Genomic DNA, 21,319 nt, shown 5'->3' with positions numbered 1-21,319 from the left:
AGTACACTTGTTTTATTACAATAATTGGGTATATCTAAATTTTTGAACCGGTATTGCTTAAATTAGTATATTAATTTATAAAAATTAAATTTTTAAAAATGTAGCAAACAATTTATAAATAAGTATATTCAATAATCTTAATTTTTTGTAAAACTACAATCAAATAAAAAATAACAAAAAAGTGCAAATGATAGAAGTAACCAAATGAGAAGCATTATTTACCTTACAAAAACACCCTATAAAAATTTTAAATGCTTTAAAAATTATTTATGCTCTCAAAGTCTTTGAATTTTGAAACAATAAATATTAAGAATATACTTCACAAATGGAATATGCTATTTTTGAAATGAACAAATTTGGTAAAAATTAATAGGGGATTATAAAATAGATTCTAAAAAAGTTCAAGTTGCAATAAATTATTTATTTAATTAGATTAAATAATTACTTATACTAAGTATAGTATGAGTAAATATGGAAATTATATAAAGGAGAGTATTTATGAAATACAATAACATTGTAAATATATTTATTTTCCTATTTTTAGCTTGCAATCCAAATTTTAACACTGAACAAAAAGATATTAAATCCCCACCTACTGAAAAATCAAGGCCTAAAATAGAAGAATCAAAGCAAGAAGAAGAGCTTAAGAAAAAACAACAAGAAGAGGAAGAACTAAAAAGGAAACAACAAGAAGCGGAAGAGCTAAAAACCACACTACTTAATGATTTAAAAAATTTAATAGAAACAACTAATGCGCATAAAGAAAAGTATATAAAAAATGAAAGAAGAACCCAAAGATCAATATGGGGGGGGTAGGAACTGAAAGGATATCTGCGAATACCGAAAGATCTATAAGACACAGAAGACACACCTATACTATTTTAAGTGCCTTGGATATTAATAAATTAAAGGCATTCTCTGATATTATTATAAAGCAGAGCCCAATATACAGAATATTTAACACCTTTAACTCTCTGGAGGAGTTCTTGACACAGTAAGTGATCACATATACCCCAAAAAAGATAAACTAAATAAACTGGATATTTCGGATTTAAAGACGCTTAAAAATTCGTTTGCCAAAATATTATCCATCATAGAAAGTGTCTCGGGAATGTCAAAGCAAATTATATTGGATTATGAAAATAATAAAGATCTTATAAAAACAGATATCAATGAGCTTAAATACTATGTAAGTAAACTTGCTGATGAATTTAAGCAATTATCTACAGAAGCAAAAAATTTGCAAGGGTTTATAGTGTCAACATATAACCCTTAAGTTTAACTTTTTAAGTTTATTAACAATAATTTAAAAACAGTATATTTAGTTTATGTGAAGGAATATTTTATCTATTTGAGTAAGTATTAAATTAATATTAATATTATTTTTAGCTTAAAAATTATTACACTATTTCCACTCAAAGAGTTTTTACGGGTATAATAAAAAGTATATTTAAGCCCGCGGACAAATTAATTTTAATTAAATTAAATCCATCTAAAATTCATATAAGTTAAAAATTCTTTTACTTTCATCAAATAAAGAATCTTTTACCATTTTGAGAATTAATATTAATAATAATAATTCATGTTGACATTTACTACAACATTATATATTGAACCTTTTTTAAATTATTGTGCTTTTCATTATTAATCTACTATTATTGCTTTGCCTATGTATAAGCAGCTCAATAGTTATAAATAAATCCTACAATATTTAAATTAAAAATGTTTTATAAGAATAAATACATAGATTTGTCAAAAAAATTCCTAAAATAACTTTTCAAGTAACAAATAGTAATAAAAAGTTAAGCTGATATGTCTATATAAAAATGCCTACAATACTTATTTTGTAGCCAAAAAAATAATTTTAGATCTTAATTAAGATTAAATTCACAATCCTGCTTAATTTATAAGAATCTTTGTATTTAATAATTAAAAATTACTTATAATAAAAGTACATTGGCATTATAAACAAATACCCCGCAAAAGCAATTAAATTTAAATTTTGCTCTTAACTAAAAGCTTGTTTTATTGTTTAAAACAAAACACAAAAATACCCTATAAATAGTTTAATATTGCAATATTATTTAAATTATAAAAATATGCAAATACTAATTTATAAATTAACAAAAAATATATACGGGAGCTTTTTTATGAAAATCAAAAATATAGCAAATATACTAATATTTTTTTTATCTGTAGTTTTAAATAGCTGGGGGAATGAGTCAAAAATAAATGCCCCAAATGAAAATTCTCAAAGTAATATTTTAATAATCTCAGCTACAAAAGCAGAAATAGAAGAGATAAACAAGATTATTCAAAACAAAAAATCTATTCCAATAGAAGAACATAAAAGAAAAAAAAAGATCGCCATTGGAAAAGTGATGAATCATAATATAATTACCATAGCTACAGGAGTTGGAAAAATAAATACAGCCCTTTGGACAAGCTATATTATCTCAAAATACAAAATTAGTCACATAATCAATGCTGGAGTTGCTAGTGGAATTTATAGCAATAAAAACAAATTTATAAAAATAGGAGACGTTGTAATATCTACAGAAACAACAAGCTATGATTTTGATCTACATAAATTTGGATATGAAATTGGACATGTTCCAGAACACCCTAAAAAATTTAAGGCAAACACTACCCTTATAAGGAAAACTTCTAAAATAAAAATAAACAATATAACCTCATATATGGGCTTAATAATTACTGGAGACCAATTCATTGACCATCAAAATTTTCAAGAAATTCCAGAAGAATTTGAAAACGCAATTGCAATAGACATGGAAAGCGCCGCAATGGCTCAAGTAGCACACAGCTTTAAAATTCCCTTTATAATCATCCGGGGAATATCTGATATAGTTAATAATGAGAATAATCATGATGATTATAAAAAATTTTTAAAAAAAGCTTCTTCCAGCTCAGCAAAAATAGTAGAAAACTTAATTAAGTTAATGTAATTTATTAAGTTTTTAATTAGATTTTGTTTTTTTATAATCTTATTTAAGTTTAGTTATAATGTCTTGAAACATATGTCCCACTCTTTAAGCTTTTATTTCTAAACTTATAAAATTGCTCTCTTCTTTTCTTATGGCGATCATTAGAACCCCTTGCTAAAATCAACATAAAAGGAATAAAGTAATGATTAGTATTTTCTGCCTTGCCAAACATTAAAGATGGAAATATGCTTCTATATAAATAAAATTTAAAGCCAAATTAAAAAATACAAACATATATTATAAATAAGCCATTTAAAATAAAACTTTCAAAAAGTTCCACTATTAAAAAAGATGAAGAAGAAAAGGTTCAAAAACATTAATAATTTACCAGCAAACATTTGCAATAATAGCATTACAAGTTTAAAATTAAAACATATATGTTAAGTAAAAATCTAGAAATCAGATCGGTTTATAGAATATTTATAATCGGTTATTGCTGCGAGTCACAAAATTCAAAAAATAAAAGAATCAAACTGCTATAATATTTTTAAACAGTTAGGAAGAGTTAATATGATTAAATTCCCTAAAAACCATATATCAAAAATTAATATCATAAAAGAATATAAAGATGTCACTATTAGTTGGGATAGAGAATACTCATTATTTAAAAAACTACATGGTAAAAATAAGACACTTGAAGACTGGTTAGAATATATAAAAAAAGAAGAAAATCAAAAAATTAAAGAATTCGCAAATAAATTTATCAAAAAAAGAAGCCCTAAAATATAAAAAGCGTAAAGAAGAATTGCAAAGCATAAATAAAAGTTATACAAATCGGTTACAAAATACTGTAGTGATATTTAGGACTTTATAAAAGAGGTTCTATCGGAATATTTTAAAATAAAAAAAATTAAACAATTTAAACATAAATGGGCCTTTAAAGAGATTATAAAATAGAGAATTTTTTATAACGGCATAATTTAAACAATAAAGCGGTAAATATTCAGACGATAATATGGAATTGTGATATATTATGCCACCTGTTATTGCATTTATTGCTAAATAGATAAGAAAAAATTAATTTCTAATAGATCTAAAAGAGAATGCCCCTTCTAACTAAAAATTATTTCTTCTAAAAAGAGATCAAATAAGAATAAAAATTTAAAAAATAACAAGTGGGCATCTAAAATTTGATTACTGTTTATAAGTATAAAAAACAAAACAATGCAAATTTAATCCTATTAATACAAGATGATGATATTATTTTCTACGCAAATTATAATTATTGACAATAAAATACATTATTATATTGCATGATTTCTAATATAACAATAGAATTAATCTACGCCAATTAAGGAGAATGTTTATGAAAATAATTTTATTTATGTGTGTTTTTTCGCTTTTAAGCAGCTGCAATTCCGGCCATGATAATAAAGCAGCAATAAAAAAACATCCAAATAAAACAAAAAGTGACTATATTAATGAAATAAAAACTTTAATATCGACAACTAAAGAAAGCATAGACAAAAGCGAACCGCCACTGACTAACCCGGCAAATCAAAAACCTGTAAACGGTAAAAATGGAGGAAAAGCTTTCGAGATAGACAGCAGAGCTTTCAACTTTATAAATAGTTTTTTAACAGATGATGAATTTGATCAATTTGAAAAAATATTTCACAAACCAGCACTACAATTGACAAACAAGGTGTTAAATAGCATAGCAATTTTAGAACTTAATCTAGAACAGATAATTAATCACTTAAACTCAAAAAAAGATGCCCTAGATAAGGCAACCACCTTAGATTTGAAAAAGATCAAAAACTCTCTTGAACAATTACTCTCTATAAGGAAATTTTTTTCAACAAGCATAAAACAAATTTTATTAGATTATCAAAAAAATAAAAATTCTATACAAACAGAGGATTCTAAATTACAAGAATATCTAAGTATAATATTAAATCAATTTAATGAGAAAAATAAAGAGGCTGGGGATCTGAAGAACACTATATCCAGTCGTATGAATTAAAACCGATTAACACGGGATTTTTGAAGTAAATTAGGCCTTTAAATATTTAAAGGCCTAATAAAAAAAATCTATTATTCATTAATATTGCTTTAATAACGCGCATAAAGACTTAATTACACAAACAAAAAAACAAATTCTAATTTTAAAGAAATGGAAAGTACTTAAACCCTTTAAAACCGCAAAAAGCACATAAACAATTATTTCAATATTAAAACAAGCCCAATAAGAGATTAACAGTCAAATTAACTTATGACAATAGATATATTGTTGTGATTATTCCAATATTATACTAAATATTAAATCAAATTAATTAAACAATTATAATAAAGATTGGGTTACGCCCAAGGAGGATATTTATGAAATACCGCATAATTGCATATATTCATTTTATTTTCAGCTTGTAATCCAAATTTTAATACTGAAAAAAAAGATATTAAATCCCCACCTACTGAAAAATCAAGGCCCAAAATAGAAGATTCAAAGACTAAAACAGAAAATCTGAAACAAGAAGAAGAGGCAGAGCTTAAAAAAACAAAAAAATACACTACTTAATGATTTAAAAGAGCAAATTAACGCAGCATACTATTTTAAAGAAAAATATGTAAAAATTATGGAAAACGAACCCGAAGACCAATATGGAGTAGCGGCTTTTATAAGATTAAATTGGGGGGCCGGAACTGAAAGGATGTCTGACAATACCGAAAGATCTATAAGATACAGAAGACACACTTATACTGTTTTAAGTCCTCTAGTTCCTGATAAATTAAAGGAATTCTCAGATATTATCGCAAATATAAATAAACTAGCACCAGCAATAAATATGTTTAATTCCTTTAGCACTATTGGGGTAGTTCTTGATATAATATTTGACCGCTTATATCCCAAACAAGACAGTCTAGAAAAACTAGATATTTCAGATTTAGAAACGCTTAAAAATTCATTTGAACAACTATTATCTATAAAAGGAGGTGGTGCAGGAAGGATAGTGCAACTTTTAAAAGATTACAAAAATCTAAAAACAGATGTTGATAAGCTTAAATCTTATTCAAATAAACTGGTCAATGAAATTAAGCAACTAGCTAAAGAAGCAGAAAATCTAAAAAGTCTTATAGTGTCAAAATATAACCCTTAATGTTTGGCTTTTATATTTACTAACAATTTAAAAGCGGTATATTTAAAATTTTATGGAAAAATATTTTATCTATTTGAATAAGTATTGCTATTAATATTCTTTTTGGCTTAGGAATTCTTGTATTATTTCTACTAAAACAAGCTTTATAGTGTATCATAAAAAGCCCTTGAAATATTAAATTATTTTCCCCAAGGCTCTTATCTATCTTTTTGGACACATAATAGCATTTCTGGATACTAGCAGGTTCTTATGTACAATTGATTACCAAGAATTTTTAGTGATAAATAGATAGTCTTTAGGGATACTTCCTTTCGATAATCTATTTTTAATATTTTTTTCTTTTTTCAAAATTTAGATTGATTTTCTGATGAATTACACAAAGAATTTTTATTATTAACCTGCACCCCTCGTTCAATTAACTTTTTTGACCTATTTTTTGAAGAGGCCGGCATCCCTTTGTAATGTTGTAAGCCCAACATTGTACATTCACATATATAATGTAATTTTTAAAGCATTGTTTTTAAACATAATTATAATTATTTTCTTAATTGCGCTTAAATTTATTTTTATAAAAGATTTTATTAATTTTAGCTTAATCACAGTTTATAATTTCTATCCCGTTGATACAAAAATAACATAACATTTCATAATATATTTTTATGCCTGCTTAACAAACTGCCTACAAAATAAAATAAATTATTGTGTATTTATAATAAATTGTTTTTGTAAAACACAAAATTCAAAAAATCCACTATAATTTGCATTATACATTCAAGAGCTCAAATTTACTAAAGAAAATATAAAAACCCAAGCCCCAAAGAGCACAAAAAGCCCCGCCATTGGCCAAATAAAAATGCGCAATTAAAAAATACTTGGCGCAAACAAAGCTGCTGAAGTGTATTAATAGTATAACTAAAAATAAATAAAAAATCACATCAAAAAATTAAAAACTAAATCAGCACATTTATATAATTTAAACAATTTTAAAGTGTTTAAATTATATAAATTATATTTTCAATTATATAATCATATTAAATAACACTTCTTTAAAGAAGATACAACACCCCCAATCTTTTTTCAATCTTTACTAATATCGTTTTTTGCTTTCAAATAATGTCTTTTCTTTGATATTTATTAAAACATATTTACTAACTAAATAACATATTCTTAACTTTCATAATCATTATTCATAGATATTTAAATATCCTGTATCCAACATTATATTAAGACACACAACCAACGCCCACATTTTTATATAAGCAACTCTAAGGCCAAATAGTTAATACAATAACCCATATACTTTAAAATTTTTGACAATGCTATTTTATTTTTTTATAAACTTATCCGGACTTTTTAAAATTTAACTCCAGCTTATTGAATTTTCCAGATCTAAATCAGATTATTATCCATAACAAAATTTTTTCATGCTTTTACTCTTTAATTTAGTATAAAAAGTATCAAGAATTATTTTTATCGCCTTTTAAATAAAAAATTTTTGCAAAAGCTCAGGGCTTATATAAGCCCCATGACCAAAGAACTTATATAAGCCCTGCTTGCCTCTCATAAAATGATCAAAAATAAATAGGTAGTTAATATGAAAATATTTTTCTACACTAACTGTAGTATAGTTCAAATTAGAATTAAAATCAATTTGTCTTCATATCAAATTATGATCTTCCAAATCATAAAAATTACAACAAATTATTAATTTTTATGATTTTTTTATAAAAATATTTGCTTTTATTTAAATACTGTGCTATAAATATATTTGTAAAAATCAAAATAACTAGGAGTAATAATATGCAAAATACATTTATCAACCATAAAAACACACCTTTCCAGAATAAATTACAGCATAAATTAATAGTTTTTATCTCAACGCTGAAATATATAAACAGTAAATATAAAAAATATACCCAAAATAATATACTCTATTACTTTAATGAAAATTTAAAAAGAAATGGACAACCAACTGTTAAGCTAAAGACAATGCAAAATTATCTTTACAAATTAGAAAAAGAACTAAAAGTCACAACCAACTATCATAAACATTTGGGAGTAAATTTTGGAACTGAAATTTATTACAAACTTAATTATCCAAAAAAAGAATGCCACCTTAAAATCAATCAATACTTTAAAGAAAAAAAAGATATAAGATTCCAAACAAGAGTTAACAGACACCTTAAAGACAGGTTTACTAAAGAGGGGAATCTAAATTTCGGGGAGTGTAATAATAATAATAATAATAAAGAAGAAGAAACAAAAAATAAAAAAATAGAAAAATATCAAACAAAAAAATATTTTAATAAATGTAATTTCTTATCCAAAGAAGCTATTTACATCTTAGACCTAAACATTAGCAAGGATAAAATAATCGAAATACTAAAAATAGTAAAAAAAATTGAAATTAACTTAACAAAAAAAAATAATAAAAATAAAGTTTATTTTAAGGAAAGACAAAATAAACTAAAAGAAATTCTAAAAAATATTCAAAAAGAATTTGAAAAAAATGGATATGATGCTAAACAAATGAAACTACAAATTGAAAGCATATACAAGAATTACAAAAACAAGCCACATTTCATAATAGAAAACAAAAAATACGAAGACCTAAATAAAATAAAGCTTAAATTAGAAAAATCAATTGAAATTAAAAAAGAAACCCCCACAAAAAAATATATACATATAAGAACAAATATTTTTAACATACTAATTGAACAATTGAAAAAAGAATTTGAAATAAAGTCTTTAAAGTCAATTATAAAAAATTATTTGAATAACAAAAAACCCCTAGAATATAATAAAGTATTTAGTATTTACTGCTATGAATTATTAGAAATTATAAAGAAAGAAAAAAATAAAATGGATAAAAAATTGCTAAGTCAAGATATTATATAAAGGTAATACATGAAAAACGTCCTACAATCTATAAAAATAGAAAAACCAAGAATTAAATGTAAAAATAAAGATCGTTTCATAAAGATTGAAAAAGAAAATGATAAAACAATGTATCATACAAAAATAATGATGGATATTTATAAATTGGGAATTGACAACAAAAGAAATGAATGCCGTATATCATTAAGAACGCTATTTAATCAAACAAAAGTTGAAGAAGTCCGGCTATATTCTGTAAAAGAAGGAGACAAGTTTTTAGGCATTCACTATGGCTATAGAAAGCCAATAAAAAACATTTTTGTGAAATACGAAATAAATGGAAACACAAAGTCATATGGATTATCAAAAGCACATTACATAGAATTTAGATTTAAAAAAGGAAGCGTTTTTTGTTACTTTAAGGGATTATTTCGTCTATTAAAAAAAGAAAAAGAAAATACACCATATAATGTGGCATGTATTGATATGTTTACAAAATTGGAAAAACATGTATATGAATTTTACGGGAAAAAATATCCAGAAAAAGGAATAATTATAAGATGGATAGAAAAAAATCAAAAATAATAACAATTGCAAGTCTTAAAGGAGGTGTTGGAAAAAGCACAACCTCAATAATCCTTGCAAATCTATTGTCTCAGAAACACAAGGTACTTTTGGTTGATACAGACGATCAAGCTGCTACTACAAGCTATTATTATAATGAATTAGAAACAAAAAACTTTGATGTATCCAAAATAAATATAGGAAATGTTATTAAGAATGGTGCAGATATTAATAAAAGCATCATTAATGTGGATAATAATATAGCCTTGATACCTAGTTATATAACAGTTGATGAATTAAATGGAGAATATTATTATGATAACCGACACCGCTCTATTGAATTCGCACTAAAGGCAAAATTAAATTCCATATCAGATAACTACGATTATATTATAATTGATACTAATCCCAAAAGGAATTTTACATTAAAAATTTCCCTAATTAGTAGTAATTATGTGATATCCCCAATGACGGCAGAAAAATGGGCAGTTGAAGGATTTGAAACATTAAGAAGATATATAAAAGAAGTTGCCGGAATACCAATATTTATTGTTATTACAAGGTTTAAAAAAAATGTTACTCACAGGCAATTAATGGAAATAGTAAGCATGAAAAGTGGGTTTTTGGGATATATAAGTGAAAGAGAAGATTTAAATAAAAGAATAGGGTGTAACGAAAAATTTGATTTTTCAAAAGATTATATTATTGAATATAAAAAAATATTGGATGTGTTTCTCGGGAAATTGTAAGAATTACCGAATTTAACAAGTCCGGCATGCCGGACTTGTTGGACATAAAGGGAAAAACATGAATAAAAAAAACATTAATTTAAAAATTAATAAAAGAATTTCAGAAAATAATCTAAATTATATTCTCGATCAAAGCAATGAAAATCAAAGAAAAGAAGAATTTGAACGATTAATTACGCAATTAAAAAATAATATTAAATCAGAAATATATAATATTATTGATACCATGAAGATTCTTAAGAAAATAAATGACAAAAAACTCTACTTAGAAGGAGGATATAAATCTTTTAAAGATTTTTTATCAGATTTTAAATTGGCAAAGACACAATCTTATGAATATATAAAGTTAGCTACTGCAGTTGAGGAAGGGGTATTGGAAGAAAATTTTATCACTAACAACGGAATAAGGGCTTCTATAAGATATATTAAAAATAAAGCAAATGGTACAATGAAAAAATCAAAACAAAATCTAATAAAACCATTAAAATTTCAACTTAAAAATCAGGAAAGTTATGCCTTTTATAAAAGCAATTCCAAGTTTGCAAGTTTTATGATGGATGAGATTTTTAAAAATCAAAAAGATTTTCTTAATAAGCTTTTAAAGAGATACAAGGAATCAAGAGGATAATAAGAAAGTTTTATGAGCAATTCGATCTTTAATATTATTAAAATAAAAAATATAAGATTAGAGATGGTAAATAAATGATTTAATAAATAAAAAAAGCGACCGGAAATCTAAAAGGTTATTTGCCAAGTAATAAGGTTTTGTTGGATAAAGCATTTGAAGAAAAAATAAACACTATTAAAGAAAAAGGTAAATTTATCCCATTAGATAATGAATGGTCAGCAATAAACAACGAAGAATGTTTTTAATTTTGATTATAATAGATTTTGCAAAGAATCGCGCCTTATACATAATAGTAAGATTTACTATAGGTGCTAAAGATATTACCTCTAATTGCTTATTGTCATAATTTTCATTTTCCAAGACTTTCTTTATTTCATTTAACATTTTTATCGATTATTTTTACTTGTTTTTAAGCTTGCTTATTATTATATATATTATAATAATACTCCTTTTTTTAATGCAATTCTTTTTAAAGCATAAATTAACACGGATTTTATATTGGGTTTTTCTTATCTTTAAAATGTTTATTAACCGCCCGGCAACACTCTTTCTTAGATCATTTAAGCTTAGCAACCTTCAGTACCACACCCATGTTAACACCCAAAGGGATGCAATAGAATATAACAAGTTGTTTTATATATGCTTCTTACTTTTTGATTTTTGTACTTGACTATATATTTTTTTAGCTTTTTCTATTATTTCTAAATTTATACACCACAATAATAGATAATGTACAAAAAATAAGCATTAATAAAACAAATGTATTTATAGCACTTATAAAATTAGTTAAGCCCGAACATATAGCCAATACTAAAAATGAAAATATACGAGATATTACACTATTAATAGAAGTTATAGTTCCTAAAACCTTTGAATCTATATTTTTCTTTAAAAAATATTCTAAATTATTAGAGTAGATAGCAATTAAAATTACTAAAAATGTGATTATAGAGATAAATATATAAATATGTGAAACTATTTTTATTAAAACTGATAATAACAATATTATAGTTAAAATAATATAAATATCATATTTTGTATGTTTAATTCTTCTAAACGCCCACGCTCCTACAATGTTTGATAAACGGAATAGCACATAGATAATTCCAAATATACTAATAGATATGGCTTTGTCAATAAAAATTGCTTGTCAGTATAAATAAAAAGGTTGATAAAAAAATTGAATAGAGCCAATCAAAATAAATAATTCTAAAAGTTCTTTAGATTGTAATAATGTTATTACAATTTTTTTAAACTTTATAAGATATAAACTTAAATCTTCCTTACTATGATTATGATCTGTATTTTTATCACGGGGTATAAAAAAAATTGTAATTAAAGATGCTACCAAATATATTAATAATGAAATTAGATAAATTTTTATATCAATGTATAAATACAGTATACTTCCAATGTATCCGCCTAAAATAGCACCAATACTTAATATTATTTTTACAAATGATATAAAAGCTTTTAATTTTTTTGAATTGTTTTGATATATTTTAGTAAAGCTAATGTCAATCGTACCGGTGCTAATAGCAGCTGACATCCCATATATAAACCACGAAACACACATAAATACAAATGAAGAGGTTTTAAAAACAATAAAATAAGAGACCATTAATAGGAAAATTGATATCAAGTAAACAATTTTTCTATCAAAAACATCTGATATTACGCCTGATGGAAATTCAAAAATAATAATTGCTGTCATATAACAAATTTGTACCATAGCAATATCTTTGAGCGATAAACCTTTGTTTATTAAAATAATAGTTAATACAGCATGCGGCAAAGTTCTTGCAAGTTCTGACAAAAATAAGGAATAAAAATAATATCTTTGATGTTTGATTTCTATCATAAATCTTTATTTTTATACTTTAAAAAATTAATTTTTTTATTTATTGCCAAGGCAAAAATAAAATCAATAACAACAATAATCAATAAAATGAACCGACGCCTGAAAAATCCTTGATATACACCGTTGATGCTGGTGCAATTTTTGTTTTAGTAAAATTATTAAAGAATAATTTTACTAAAATATTTTCCTTATAAGAGCTTTAGTTTAAATGTCTTATTTGGTAATTTTATTTTTTTCAAGCTTATCAATTTTGCCAAATCGCAATTATTATAACTAAATAAAAATTGTATGTTCAAATTAAATCCTTCTATTTCGTCTATCATCTATAAAAATTATAAACCCTAGTCCTAGATTAGAAAAAGAATAAGACATAAAATTCCCAATGCCACCACATACAACATTTATAATCAACTATCACAAGCGAAAAAAAGAATATATAAAGATTGATGAATAAATATTGACAAGATAATTATCATTTTATCATTCTTTGCAGGCAATACAATTCAAGGCTTCACCCGAATAATCAACCAAACATATTAGATAACGGCAAAATAGCAGAATATCAAAAAGTGAATCTCAAGTAGGTGTCAATTTGTAAACGCAATTTAAGTCCTAAAAGGTGACCATAAAAGCAAACATATCAATAAACCCATTCTTAAAATAAAAGAAAAAGGGGTAAAAAAGCTAAAATTAGAAAAACAATTAAAAAGTAATGGAAAAACTAAAAATCTTTTATAATTTTAAAAAGAGAATGCTTATAGATTTAAAAATCTAGCTTAATGCGAAAGCGCCTATAGGGCCAAAGATGTTAGAAGAATCCGGTTGCAAACAAAATTATTCTAATATTTATATGTGGCTTCAAAGAAAATATATATGTTCTCGGGGTGTGCTTACATTGCTATTAATAACTACTAGCAACTGATAATAATAGCACTTATCGAGCAATTAAAAAATAAAGTAAAAATTGAAATTTTAATACCGATATTAAAAAATTATTTAGTAAGGATTAGTTACGGAAATCGTATTAGAACGGCCCCAAAAAAAATCAGAGATTAAAAAATAAAAACCCCCACATCTTTATTAAGGTAGAAGAGAATAATGATAGAAAAGTATGTCACACAAGGATAATGAATGATTTATATGTATTTGGTGTTAATAAAAATCAGAAAAATAAATTCTTCATTTCAATTAGAGAATTATTTAATAGAGAAAAAAATCAGCGAATTTAATTTATTTTCCTTAAAAGTATTTATATGTTATTGAGACAGCTCTATTTGTATGTAGTATGCGTTTCTAATTTTCATGTTAATTTGTTGACAAATTATTTTTGTATAAGCTTAATCCTATGTAAATAAACTTCAAAATCAATTTAGAAAAAAGCTAATGAGGGAGATGGGTTAAAAAAGGTTATAGTCAACATATGTCTTCCAAGTTTAGCTTTTTAAGTTATTATTAATAAATTTTAAAACAAGATACTTAAGCTCATATGTAAAAATACTTTATCTATTTGAATAAGTATTAATATTATTTTGGGTTATAAAATTCTTATATTCTTTTTACTAGAAGTTTATATACAAACCCAGTAAGCGCTTTATCTCTTCTTTTTAAGAGATTGAACTTTCTTTTGCTTTAATACAAGGTTTTAAGTAATTATAAAAATATTAATACATTGAACAGTAAAAGTGTTTTAATATAAGATTCATTTCTCAAATCAATCACTACTGCTATGACCTCTCTAGTATTTCTTTTAGATTTAAAATTATACTTTCTATTTCTTTTTTTACTCCAATTGTATAATGAATGTTTTTGATAACTTTTCTATACGCTTAACTTCTTTTGGGGCATTTTTCTGTCTTTTCTATAAGTTAATTAACTTTTAGAGTTTGGTAATTTCTAAAGGTATAGTTATATCCTTCTTTAGAAATATTCGTAAATCTAGAAGTTCGGGTATAGTAAAATTCATTTGTTTCTTCTTTAAAAAACTTTTTCTATGATTGGGCGTTGCTTTAAAGTATTATCTAAAAATGAAAAAAATTTTCCAAACAAGATTTTCCCAATGAAAAAGCTTCTATTAAAATGATGATATCCCATTCTTTTTATGCTTTTTCTTTAAATTTTCTCTTTTCTTTTATCTCTTTTCCAAAGATGTTATTTAATTTATTGGTTTTACCTATTAAAGCTAATAAGTAAAACTTTAAAATATTATAAAAATTCTGACAATAAAAGTATCCTTGTATTAAAAAATTAATATTTTTAATTAAATAGTTAAAATATATTATTGTTATTGAATTTTATTAAATAATTTAGTATGCTAAATACAGAGCTATTCAAGGAGAATATTTATGAAATATCATATATATATATGTGTTTTTTTGCTTTTGAATGCTTGCAATTCAGATTTTAATACCAATCAAAAAGATATTAAATATCCATTCGATAAAGAGAAATCAAAATTCAACACGGAAGCAAGCTCTAAACAAGAAGGCCCAAATAGAGAAGAATTAAAGCCCAGCATAGAATCAGACCCCAAGCAAGAAGAAGATCTAAATAAAAAAATAAAAAATACACTACTTAATAATTTAAGAAATTTGATAGAAGCAGCTAATGTGCATAAAGAAAAATATATAAAAAGAATGGAAGAAGAGCCTGCTGACCAATACGGGATGGGTTTTGAAATTCGTACTTGGGGAAAGGGGCAAGAAGATGCATCAGCCAATACCGAAAGATCTATAAGATTTAGAAGACATACTTATACTGTTTTAAGTACCATTGATACTAAGGACTTAAAAGAATTGGGAAATATTATCAAGCTGTCAGGTAGTAGTAAACTTTTCAGTTTTTTTAGCGATCTTGGGAGTGTTTTTGACATAGTGACTGCTCATTTATATTCCAAAAAAGACAATCTAGACAAACTAGATATTTCAGATTTAGAAAAACTTAAAGTGGCATTTGAAAAGATTTTATCTACGATGAAAATCATTTCAGAAATATTAAACCAACTTTTGTTAGATTATCAAGATGACAAAAATCTTATAAAAACAGATGTTACTAAGCTTAAATCTTATGCAAGTACACTTGTAAATCAAATACAAGAAAAAACCGAAGAGTCAGAAGGGCTGCAAAAGGTCATCGAATTAATAGCTCTTTAAAGGTATAATCTTTTAACGTTATTAATGATTTTTAAAAACAGTATATTTGGGTGTTTATACAGGAGAAGTATACTGTTTGCACTAAATATAAAATATTATAAAACAACAAACTATAGATGAAAATTTTCTATAATCTTTGGTTAAAACGCCAAGCCTATCTTTAATAAGAGATAGGCTTGCTTACATATTTAAATCCGTTAGCAAGTAATTTAAAGTTCAAAAGTAATAATTTCTTTTCTAAACAATAAAAAAATTATGATATGTTTCCCATATTATATCCCAGCTCCTTTTAAGTTTGTAAAAACCCAGGTATATATTATATTTAAATTAAATATTTTACATAATGCTTAAGAAACTTTTAAAAATTTTTGTTTCCATTTTCTTTGCCTTTGCTTTTCTTGTTCGGTTTTTATCATTCATCAATAAAAAGTTTTAATTTTTCTTTTGATAAATTTGAATATTTATCAAATAGTAGTTTAATAGCATCATTAAATAGCTTTAGATTTAATATGATTTCGTAGGTTTTATCTTTATCGGTTTGTTTATCTTTTATAGTAAGATATGCAGGCATATAGTTACAGTTACTTTTCTTGTAAAAGAACTTAAAATAATCTGCTAAAGAATTATCAAAAACTCCAAAATTATATGAATAAATGTAATTAGGTTCTTTTGAATTTTCTTTTAAATTAATTTTGGCTAAACCAGTTCTATTTTGTTCAAAATCAATATTAGATTCTTCAGAATTTAGTTTTAAGCTTTTTATTTCGTATTTTTTTTCAAACTCTATAGTTGATTCAAATGCTATTATCTTGGCTATGGGCACTTCTTGCCCGAGTATTTTATAGTTGTTATCATTAATACCATAATTAAAGCTAAATGAATAAAATGAATAAGTTTTGAATTGAATAGGGGAAAAAATATAAGAGTACTTAAGTTCTCTAAGATCTTCAATTAAATTGTTATTTTTGTCTTTTAAAGCCTTTAAGTTGCCAGATTTTGCCCATGTAACATAACCGACCGCAAGTGGTTCAAACACTTCCCCTTCTTTTATTTTATTTGATTCGGGCTCTTCAAGAGAAAGGCAAATATTTTTATTACTATCTTTAATGGTGTCTTTATTATATTTTGTAATATTCTCCTCTTCAATTTTTTTAAAATCAAAATCAGGGTTTTTGATTTTGTTGATTTTTGAAGATTTTGGTGGAGTCAAAAAACACGAATAAAATAATGGTATATATAAAAATATATTCAAAATACGTATGTCTTTTTTCATGAAGTTTCTCCATTAAGTCGATTAAAGTTAAGAATTTGTGAAATATTTTTTCATTATATCTCAAAAAGAATTAAACAAAAGACAAGAAATTCTGTGGATTAGTGTTAATGACCGGTATCTTTTTAGAATTTACAGAAATATTATATTTATTATGGGATATAGCATTTAATACTTTAAAAAAGTATGCACAAAATCTTTACAAAGAATTCATAAATTCTGAAAAAATATGATCAAGTTATTACTGAAATAGTAGAAAATAAAGAACTAGGATATTCAATAAATAATAGAATTATAAAAGTTAGTTCAAATAAATTCATTTGAATCCATTAACAAATAATTTTAAATTCAAAAGTAGCAAAATTTTTATTGTTTAATAAAAATAGGATATGTTTCCTCATATACAATGGGAAAATTATTTAACTATTTAGAATTAAATGCTATTGAAATTTGTGTTTTAAAAGATATGAAAATAATTATTTATAAGTTTTACGAGTCAATTTTAGATATAGAAAATGGCTGTATGGCTCCCGTATCTTTAGTGTCTTCACATACAATTGAAAACAATTTTAATGGTTTTTTTTGGGTTTGGGTTCTAAAAAGTCTAAAGAATTAATTAATTTGTTTGGCAAAATTAAAGATGACGTAAATTTTTTAAATTATTATATTTATTGGATAGAGATAATTTTGATGATTGGCCAATATTGATTCATCAAAAATTTATAGAGATAAAAAAAATTTAAAATTAAGATTAAACAATTATAGTTTGCATAACTTTTAATTTAAAATAATTATGTCATAGTATTGTTACATTTTTACGCAGTGTTTCATAAACTTTTTGATTTAATATAAAAATATTATTTAAAATTTTGATATCAATCTAATAGGGGAGAGGATTTTAAGAATTACTTAAAGTAAAAAAAATCCTGAAAAATAGTATAAGCATATTAAATATATTTTTCTTTATATCATTTTTTTATTCTTGTTTTTTAGTGCCAAAATCTTTAAAAAAGATAGACTCTGAAATTTTGGGGTTTGATGGAAATAAAGAAAATATTAAAGATAATGATAAAGGCAATACTTTCAGAATTCTTGCAGTAATTTGTTAGTGCAAGAATAGCACAAACAACAAATATTTTTCTAGTCATAATTACGACCTTTCAAAATTAAATCAATCAAATTTCTTAATTTACAATTTTTTAAATAATCTATGCTAATTAAGCATAGATTATTTAAAAATCATTTATTTTCTTCCCTTTTAAAACTTGCTAAAATATATTTTGCTTCTTGAATAAGTTCTTTTATTTCTTTCTTTATTCCCATTGCTTCAGCCATCTTTATAGAAGAAGTTGCTAATTGATCCAAAGCTCTTGTTGTTTCATATAGTGCTTTTTTTGCTAATAAATTACTATTTGTTTTTTTTGATTGATAATTTCTGTGTTTGTTTTTTGATCTCTCGGCAATAGCTTCTTTTAAAGTTTTTTGGGCCTGATTAAAAAAGTATTTTGCTGATATTTTCTCAATAAGTCCGCTTTCTAATTTAATCTTGAGCTCATCAATGTCGGACCTCTTTTTGTTGAATTGATTGATCAATTGAATTATTTTTTGCCTTTTTATATTATTGTGCCTTTTATAATTCTCTAATTTCTTTTTAAGTTTTGAAATTACATTATAAAAATTAAATTCTAATCGCTCATATTTAAGTTTAAGTTCATGATCGTTATCAACTAATTTTGCAAATATAGGAGCCCCCTCTATAATTGCTTTTTCTGCTTCTTTTTCTTCATCAGTGTTTGTAGTTAAATTTCTTTCCTTGATCTCTATTTGTTTTTGATGAGAGTAATATATAGAATTTAAAATCTCAGGATTCTTTTCATTGATAGATTCTACAGAAACAACCTGCACCTGTTGTTGTTCTCTTTCTTTTATATGTTGTTTACCCGATTCTTTATCATCCATCCGAATTTTTTTTATAAGGTCTAGATCTTTTGTATATTCCGGGGTTTTTACAAATTTTTCTTTTGTTTTATTTGTTAATTTATTAATGGCATTTGTATCACACGATGATAAACTTAAAAGCATTAGGGTGTATGTTGCTAAAATATTTTTTTTCATATCCGTTCCTTGTAGAATATTTTCAAATTATCCGATTTTTATAGATTTATATTACTAGGTACATAAATATACTGCTTTTTTTTATAAAACCAAACATATATATTTGGATGTTGAGTTAAAGAATTAGATGGACTAGTAGGGGAGGAATATATTACCCAGGAGTTTAAAAAAAATTTACATTATCAATACATAAAATATTTCTTGTTTTAATGAAGTCCCTAGATTAAACGAAATAAAAGTAGGAGAAGTTTATGGGGGATGCTTAGCAGGTTATGTTGTATGGGAAAATCTGGCAATTTAATAGCTATAAAAGATAGATACAATAATTTAATTAAAGATCTTGAAGGACGGTCATCTTTAGTACATCTTTAGTAAATAAAAGGGAATAATTTCTAGACTAAATAAGGTTTTTAGCAATACTTGTCTAAATAAGTAAAATATTTTTTTGTTATAAATCTTAAAGTTACTGTTTTTAGAGTATTAATAAATTTATAAGGGCGTATATCGGGAGCAAATTCTAGTAATAAATGAATATGATCTTTATCATTGTTAAATTTATTGAAAGTTATTTTGTCAACCGATTTATCTAGAAATTAAGTTTTTAATTAAAAACTTAATTTTTTTAGAATATATTGTTAGTATTAATAATATATGAAAAGATTTGTAAACAATGTAAATGGATTTTTTATAAAGCATAGATAATGAAAACTAATGATATCGTAAAAACAAACAATCCTAATGTATCTCTTTATAAACAATTATCAAAAGACTTTATTAAAAGGGAAAATACTAATAAACTAAAAGACCTTTTTATTCTTATAAAAAACAAACTTTCTTCAATAGACGACAATTCAACAGAAGCAAATATAGAGTCTTTGCTAAAGTCTATATTTGAAGAGCTAAATTATTCAGTAGAACAACAAAAAGCTGGGCAAATAGAAGGAGTAGAGTCTAGAATAGATATACTACTTTTTGAAAATGATAAAGACAAAGTAGATTTTAATAATAAAGTAAAAGAAGCTAAAAAAAATAATGAACCCATTCCTGTTGAAAATATCTTGCTTATAGCAGAAATTAAGCGTCCAGCATTTAGTTTTTATACTAAAGATAAAGTAAAAGAAGCAGAAGATCAGCTATATAGATATCTAAATCAATATCAAAAACATTATGGGATACTTTCTAATGGAAAGGTATGGAGATTGTATGACAAATCAAAAGTACTTTATGGAGAAAAAAGATATATTGAGTTTAATTTTTCTAAAATTGAAGAAAAAGAAGAATATAAGGAACAAGAATGGTTTGTTTTATTCATCTACCTTATAAGAAAAGAAAGATTCTTAAAAAAAAGTAACATAATAGAAGTTGAAAAAGAACAAATAAACAAAGAAAAAGAGATAATTCAAAAAACCTTAAGAGAGATACTTTATGAGAGACCCGACGATTCTATAGTATTTAAAATTGCAAAAAATATATATGACAAAGAATTTAAAGTGTCAGGCAAAGAAATTACCGGGCATATTTTAGCTAGCATACTTGAAGAGTCAATTATTTTTATTTTAAGAATATTTTTTATTGCATATATTGAAGATAATGAAATTTTTAAGAAAATTTTAGAAGAAAACAAGTTATACAGATCTTCTATATCTTTTAGGTATTTTTTTTATGATGAAAATACAAAAAAGAAATTAGGATATAAAAAAATAATAACAATTTTCAATTTACTTGATAAAGGAAGTGATGCAATAAAGTTTCCTATATTTAATGGCGGATTATTTGCAGAAGATAAGGTTAAATATTTAAATAATGAACGTTTGCTAAGTATTAGTGAACTTGAAGAAATACTGGTTAAAATACTCTTCTTTGAAGAAAAAAATATTAAAGATGAAAAATTTGTGGAGTATTCAAGGTTAGATCCCAAAAGTTTTGGAGAATTATACGAAACCCTGCTTGAATATGACCTAAGAATTGCAGATACTACTGTTTATCGTATTATGAAGACGGAG

Annotated in this window: 17 protein-coding genes and 2 pseudogenes; 15 read left to right on the top strand and 4 right to left on the bottom strand. The window is 24.5% G+C overall.

From position 1 onward, the window contains the following. The first annotated feature begins 498 nt into the window (after window positions 1-498). From BBIDN127_RS08010 to BBIDN127_RS06445, 11 genes are all read left to right on the top strand, one after another. Window positions 499-816, top strand: a complete 318-nt coding sequence (locus BBIDN127_RS08010) for a virulent strain associated lipoprotein (protein ID WP_014023145.1) — start codon at window positions 499-501, stop codon at window positions 814-816. Between the two features lie 190 nt (window positions 817-1,006). Beyond that, window positions 1,007-1,276 carry a CRASP family complement regulator-acquiring lipoprotein gene (locus BBIDN127_RS08005; RefSeq protein ID WP_081462142.1) on the top strand — a complete coding sequence of 90 codons (270 nt, stop codon included), beginning with the start codon at window positions 1,007-1,009 and terminating at the stop codon, window positions 1,274-1,276. Window positions 1,277-2,150: 874 nt separating this feature from the next. Continuing rightward, window positions 2,151-2,966, top strand: coding sequence for a 5'-methylthioadenosine/adenosylhomocysteine nucleosidase (locus tag BBIDN127_RS06490; protein WP_014023143.1), 816 nt, complete (start codon window positions 2,151-2,153; stop codon window positions 2,964-2,966). 549 nt (window positions 2,967-3,515) lie between these two features. Further along, complete coding sequence (locus BBIDN127_RS06485) at window positions 3,516-3,734, top strand: hypothetical protein (RefSeq protein WP_014023141.1); 219 nt, start codon at window positions 3,516-3,518, stop codon at window positions 3,732-3,734. Between the two features lie 577 nt (window positions 3,735-4,311). Then, a complete protein-coding gene (locus tag BBIDN127_RS06480) occupies window positions 4,312-4,971 on the top strand; it encodes a CRASP family complement regulator-acquiring lipoprotein (RefSeq protein ID WP_014023140.1) in 660 nt (219 codons plus the stop codon). Window positions 4,972-5,343: 372 nt separating this feature from the next. Then, on the top strand, window positions 5,344-5,523 hold the full coding sequence (locus tag BBIDN127_RS07760) for a hypothetical protein (protein ID WP_044055034.1): 180 nt from the start codon (window positions 5,344-5,346) through the stop codon (window positions 5,521-5,523). A gap of 58 nt (window positions 5,524-5,581) precedes the next feature. Then, window positions 5,582-6,103, top strand: coding sequence for a virulence associated lipoprotein (locus BBIDN127_RS06470; RefSeq protein ID WP_233421662.1), 522 nt, complete (start codon window positions 5,582-5,584; stop codon window positions 6,101-6,103). A gap of 1,800 nt (window positions 6,104-7,903) precedes the next feature. Continuing rightward, window positions 7,904-9,001: a plasmid maintenance protein gene (locus BBIDN127_RS06460; protein WP_044055032.1), complete on the top strand. Its 1,098-nt coding sequence runs from the start codon at window positions 7,904-7,906 to the stop codon at window positions 8,999-9,001. Between the two features lie 9 nt (window positions 9,002-9,010). Then, complete coding sequence (locus BBIDN127_RS06455; protein WP_014023136.1) at window positions 9,011-9,565, top strand: DUF226 domain-containing protein; 555 nt, start codon at window positions 9,011-9,013, stop codon at window positions 9,563-9,565. Continuing rightward, window positions 9,541-10,293, top strand: a complete 753-nt coding sequence (locus BBIDN127_RS06450; RefSeq protein ID WP_014023135.1) for a ParA family protein — start codon at window positions 9,541-9,543, stop codon at window positions 10,291-10,293. Before BBIDN127_RS06455 ends, BBIDN127_RS06450 begins: the two co-directional genes overlap by 25 nt. A gap of 58 nt (window positions 10,294-10,351) precedes the next feature. After that, complete coding sequence (locus BBIDN127_RS06445; protein WP_014023134.1) at window positions 10,352-10,921, top strand: chromosome replication/partitioning protein; 570 nt, start codon at window positions 10,352-10,354, stop codon at window positions 10,919-10,921. Window positions 10,922-12,071: 1,150 nt separating this feature from the next. Here the strand turns inward: BBIDN127_RS06445 and BBIDN127_RS07890 are convergent. Beyond that, window positions 12,072-12,782 carry an MFS transporter gene (locus BBIDN127_RS07890; RefSeq protein WP_233421661.1) on the bottom strand — a complete coding sequence of 237 codons (711 nt, stop codon included), beginning with the start codon at window positions 12,780-12,782 and terminating at the stop codon, window positions 12,072-12,074. A 2,342-nt stretch (window positions 12,783-15,124) separates the two neighbouring features. On the opposite strand from BBIDN127_RS07890, the gene BBIDN127_RS06435 reads away from it, so the two are divergent. After that, window positions 15,125-15,931 (top strand): virulence associated lipoprotein, encoded by an 807-nt coding sequence (locus BBIDN127_RS06435; protein ID WP_014023129.1) that lies wholly within the window; start codon window positions 15,125-15,127, stop codon window positions 15,929-15,931. 412 nt (window positions 15,932-16,343) lie between these two features. Here the strand turns inward: BBIDN127_RS06435 and BBIDN127_RS06430 are convergent, their stop codons facing one another. Next, on the bottom strand, window positions 16,344-17,204 hold the full coding sequence (locus BBIDN127_RS06430; protein ID WP_014023128.1) for a S2/P23 family protein: 861 nt from the start codon (window positions 17,202-17,204) through the stop codon (window positions 16,344-16,346). A gap of 152 nt (window positions 17,205-17,356) precedes the next feature. Between BBIDN127_RS06430 and BBIDN127_RS08000 the strand changes: the two are divergent. Both BBIDN127_RS08000 and BBIDN127_RS07885 read left to right on the top strand, forming a co-directional pair. Then, a pseudogene (locus BBIDN127_RS08000) lies at window positions 17,357-17,525 on the top strand (Sua5 family C-terminal domain-containing protein); the annotation flags it as partial. Window positions 17,526-17,783: 258 nt separating this feature from the next. Beyond that, on the top strand, window positions 17,784-17,909 hold the full coding sequence (locus tag BBIDN127_RS07885) for a hypothetical protein (RefSeq protein WP_014023126.1): 126 nt from the start codon (window positions 17,784-17,786) through the stop codon (window positions 17,907-17,909). 531 nt (window positions 17,910-18,440) lie between these two features. Here the strand turns inward: BBIDN127_RS07885 and BBIDN127_RS06420 are convergent. After that, window positions 18,441-19,316, bottom strand: coding sequence for a P12 family lipoprotein (locus BBIDN127_RS06420; protein WP_014023124.1), 876 nt, complete (start codon window positions 19,314-19,316; stop codon window positions 18,441-18,443). A gap of 410 nt (window positions 19,317-19,726) precedes the next feature. Then, window positions 19,727-19,849 carry a hypothetical protein gene (locus BBIDN127_RS08030; RefSeq protein ID WP_411431083.1) on the bottom strand — a complete coding sequence of 41 codons (123 nt, stop codon included), beginning with the start codon at window positions 19,847-19,849 and terminating at the stop codon, window positions 19,727-19,729. 168 nt (window positions 19,850-20,017) lie between these two features. Here BBIDN127_RS08030 and BBIDN127_RS06415 point away from each other — a divergent pair. Beyond that, window positions 20,018-21,319 (top strand): annotated as a pseudogene (locus BBIDN127_RS06415) (type I restriction endonuclease); the annotation flags it as partial.

The organism is Borreliella bissettiae DN127 (assembly GCF_000222305.1).
GTDB classification, from domain to species: domain Bacteria; phylum Spirochaetota; class Spirochaetia; order Borreliales; family Borreliaceae; genus Borreliella; species Borreliella carolinensis.
Note: the sequence above shows the minus strand (reverse complement) of the source record. Positions and strands in the feature narration are given on the sequence as shown.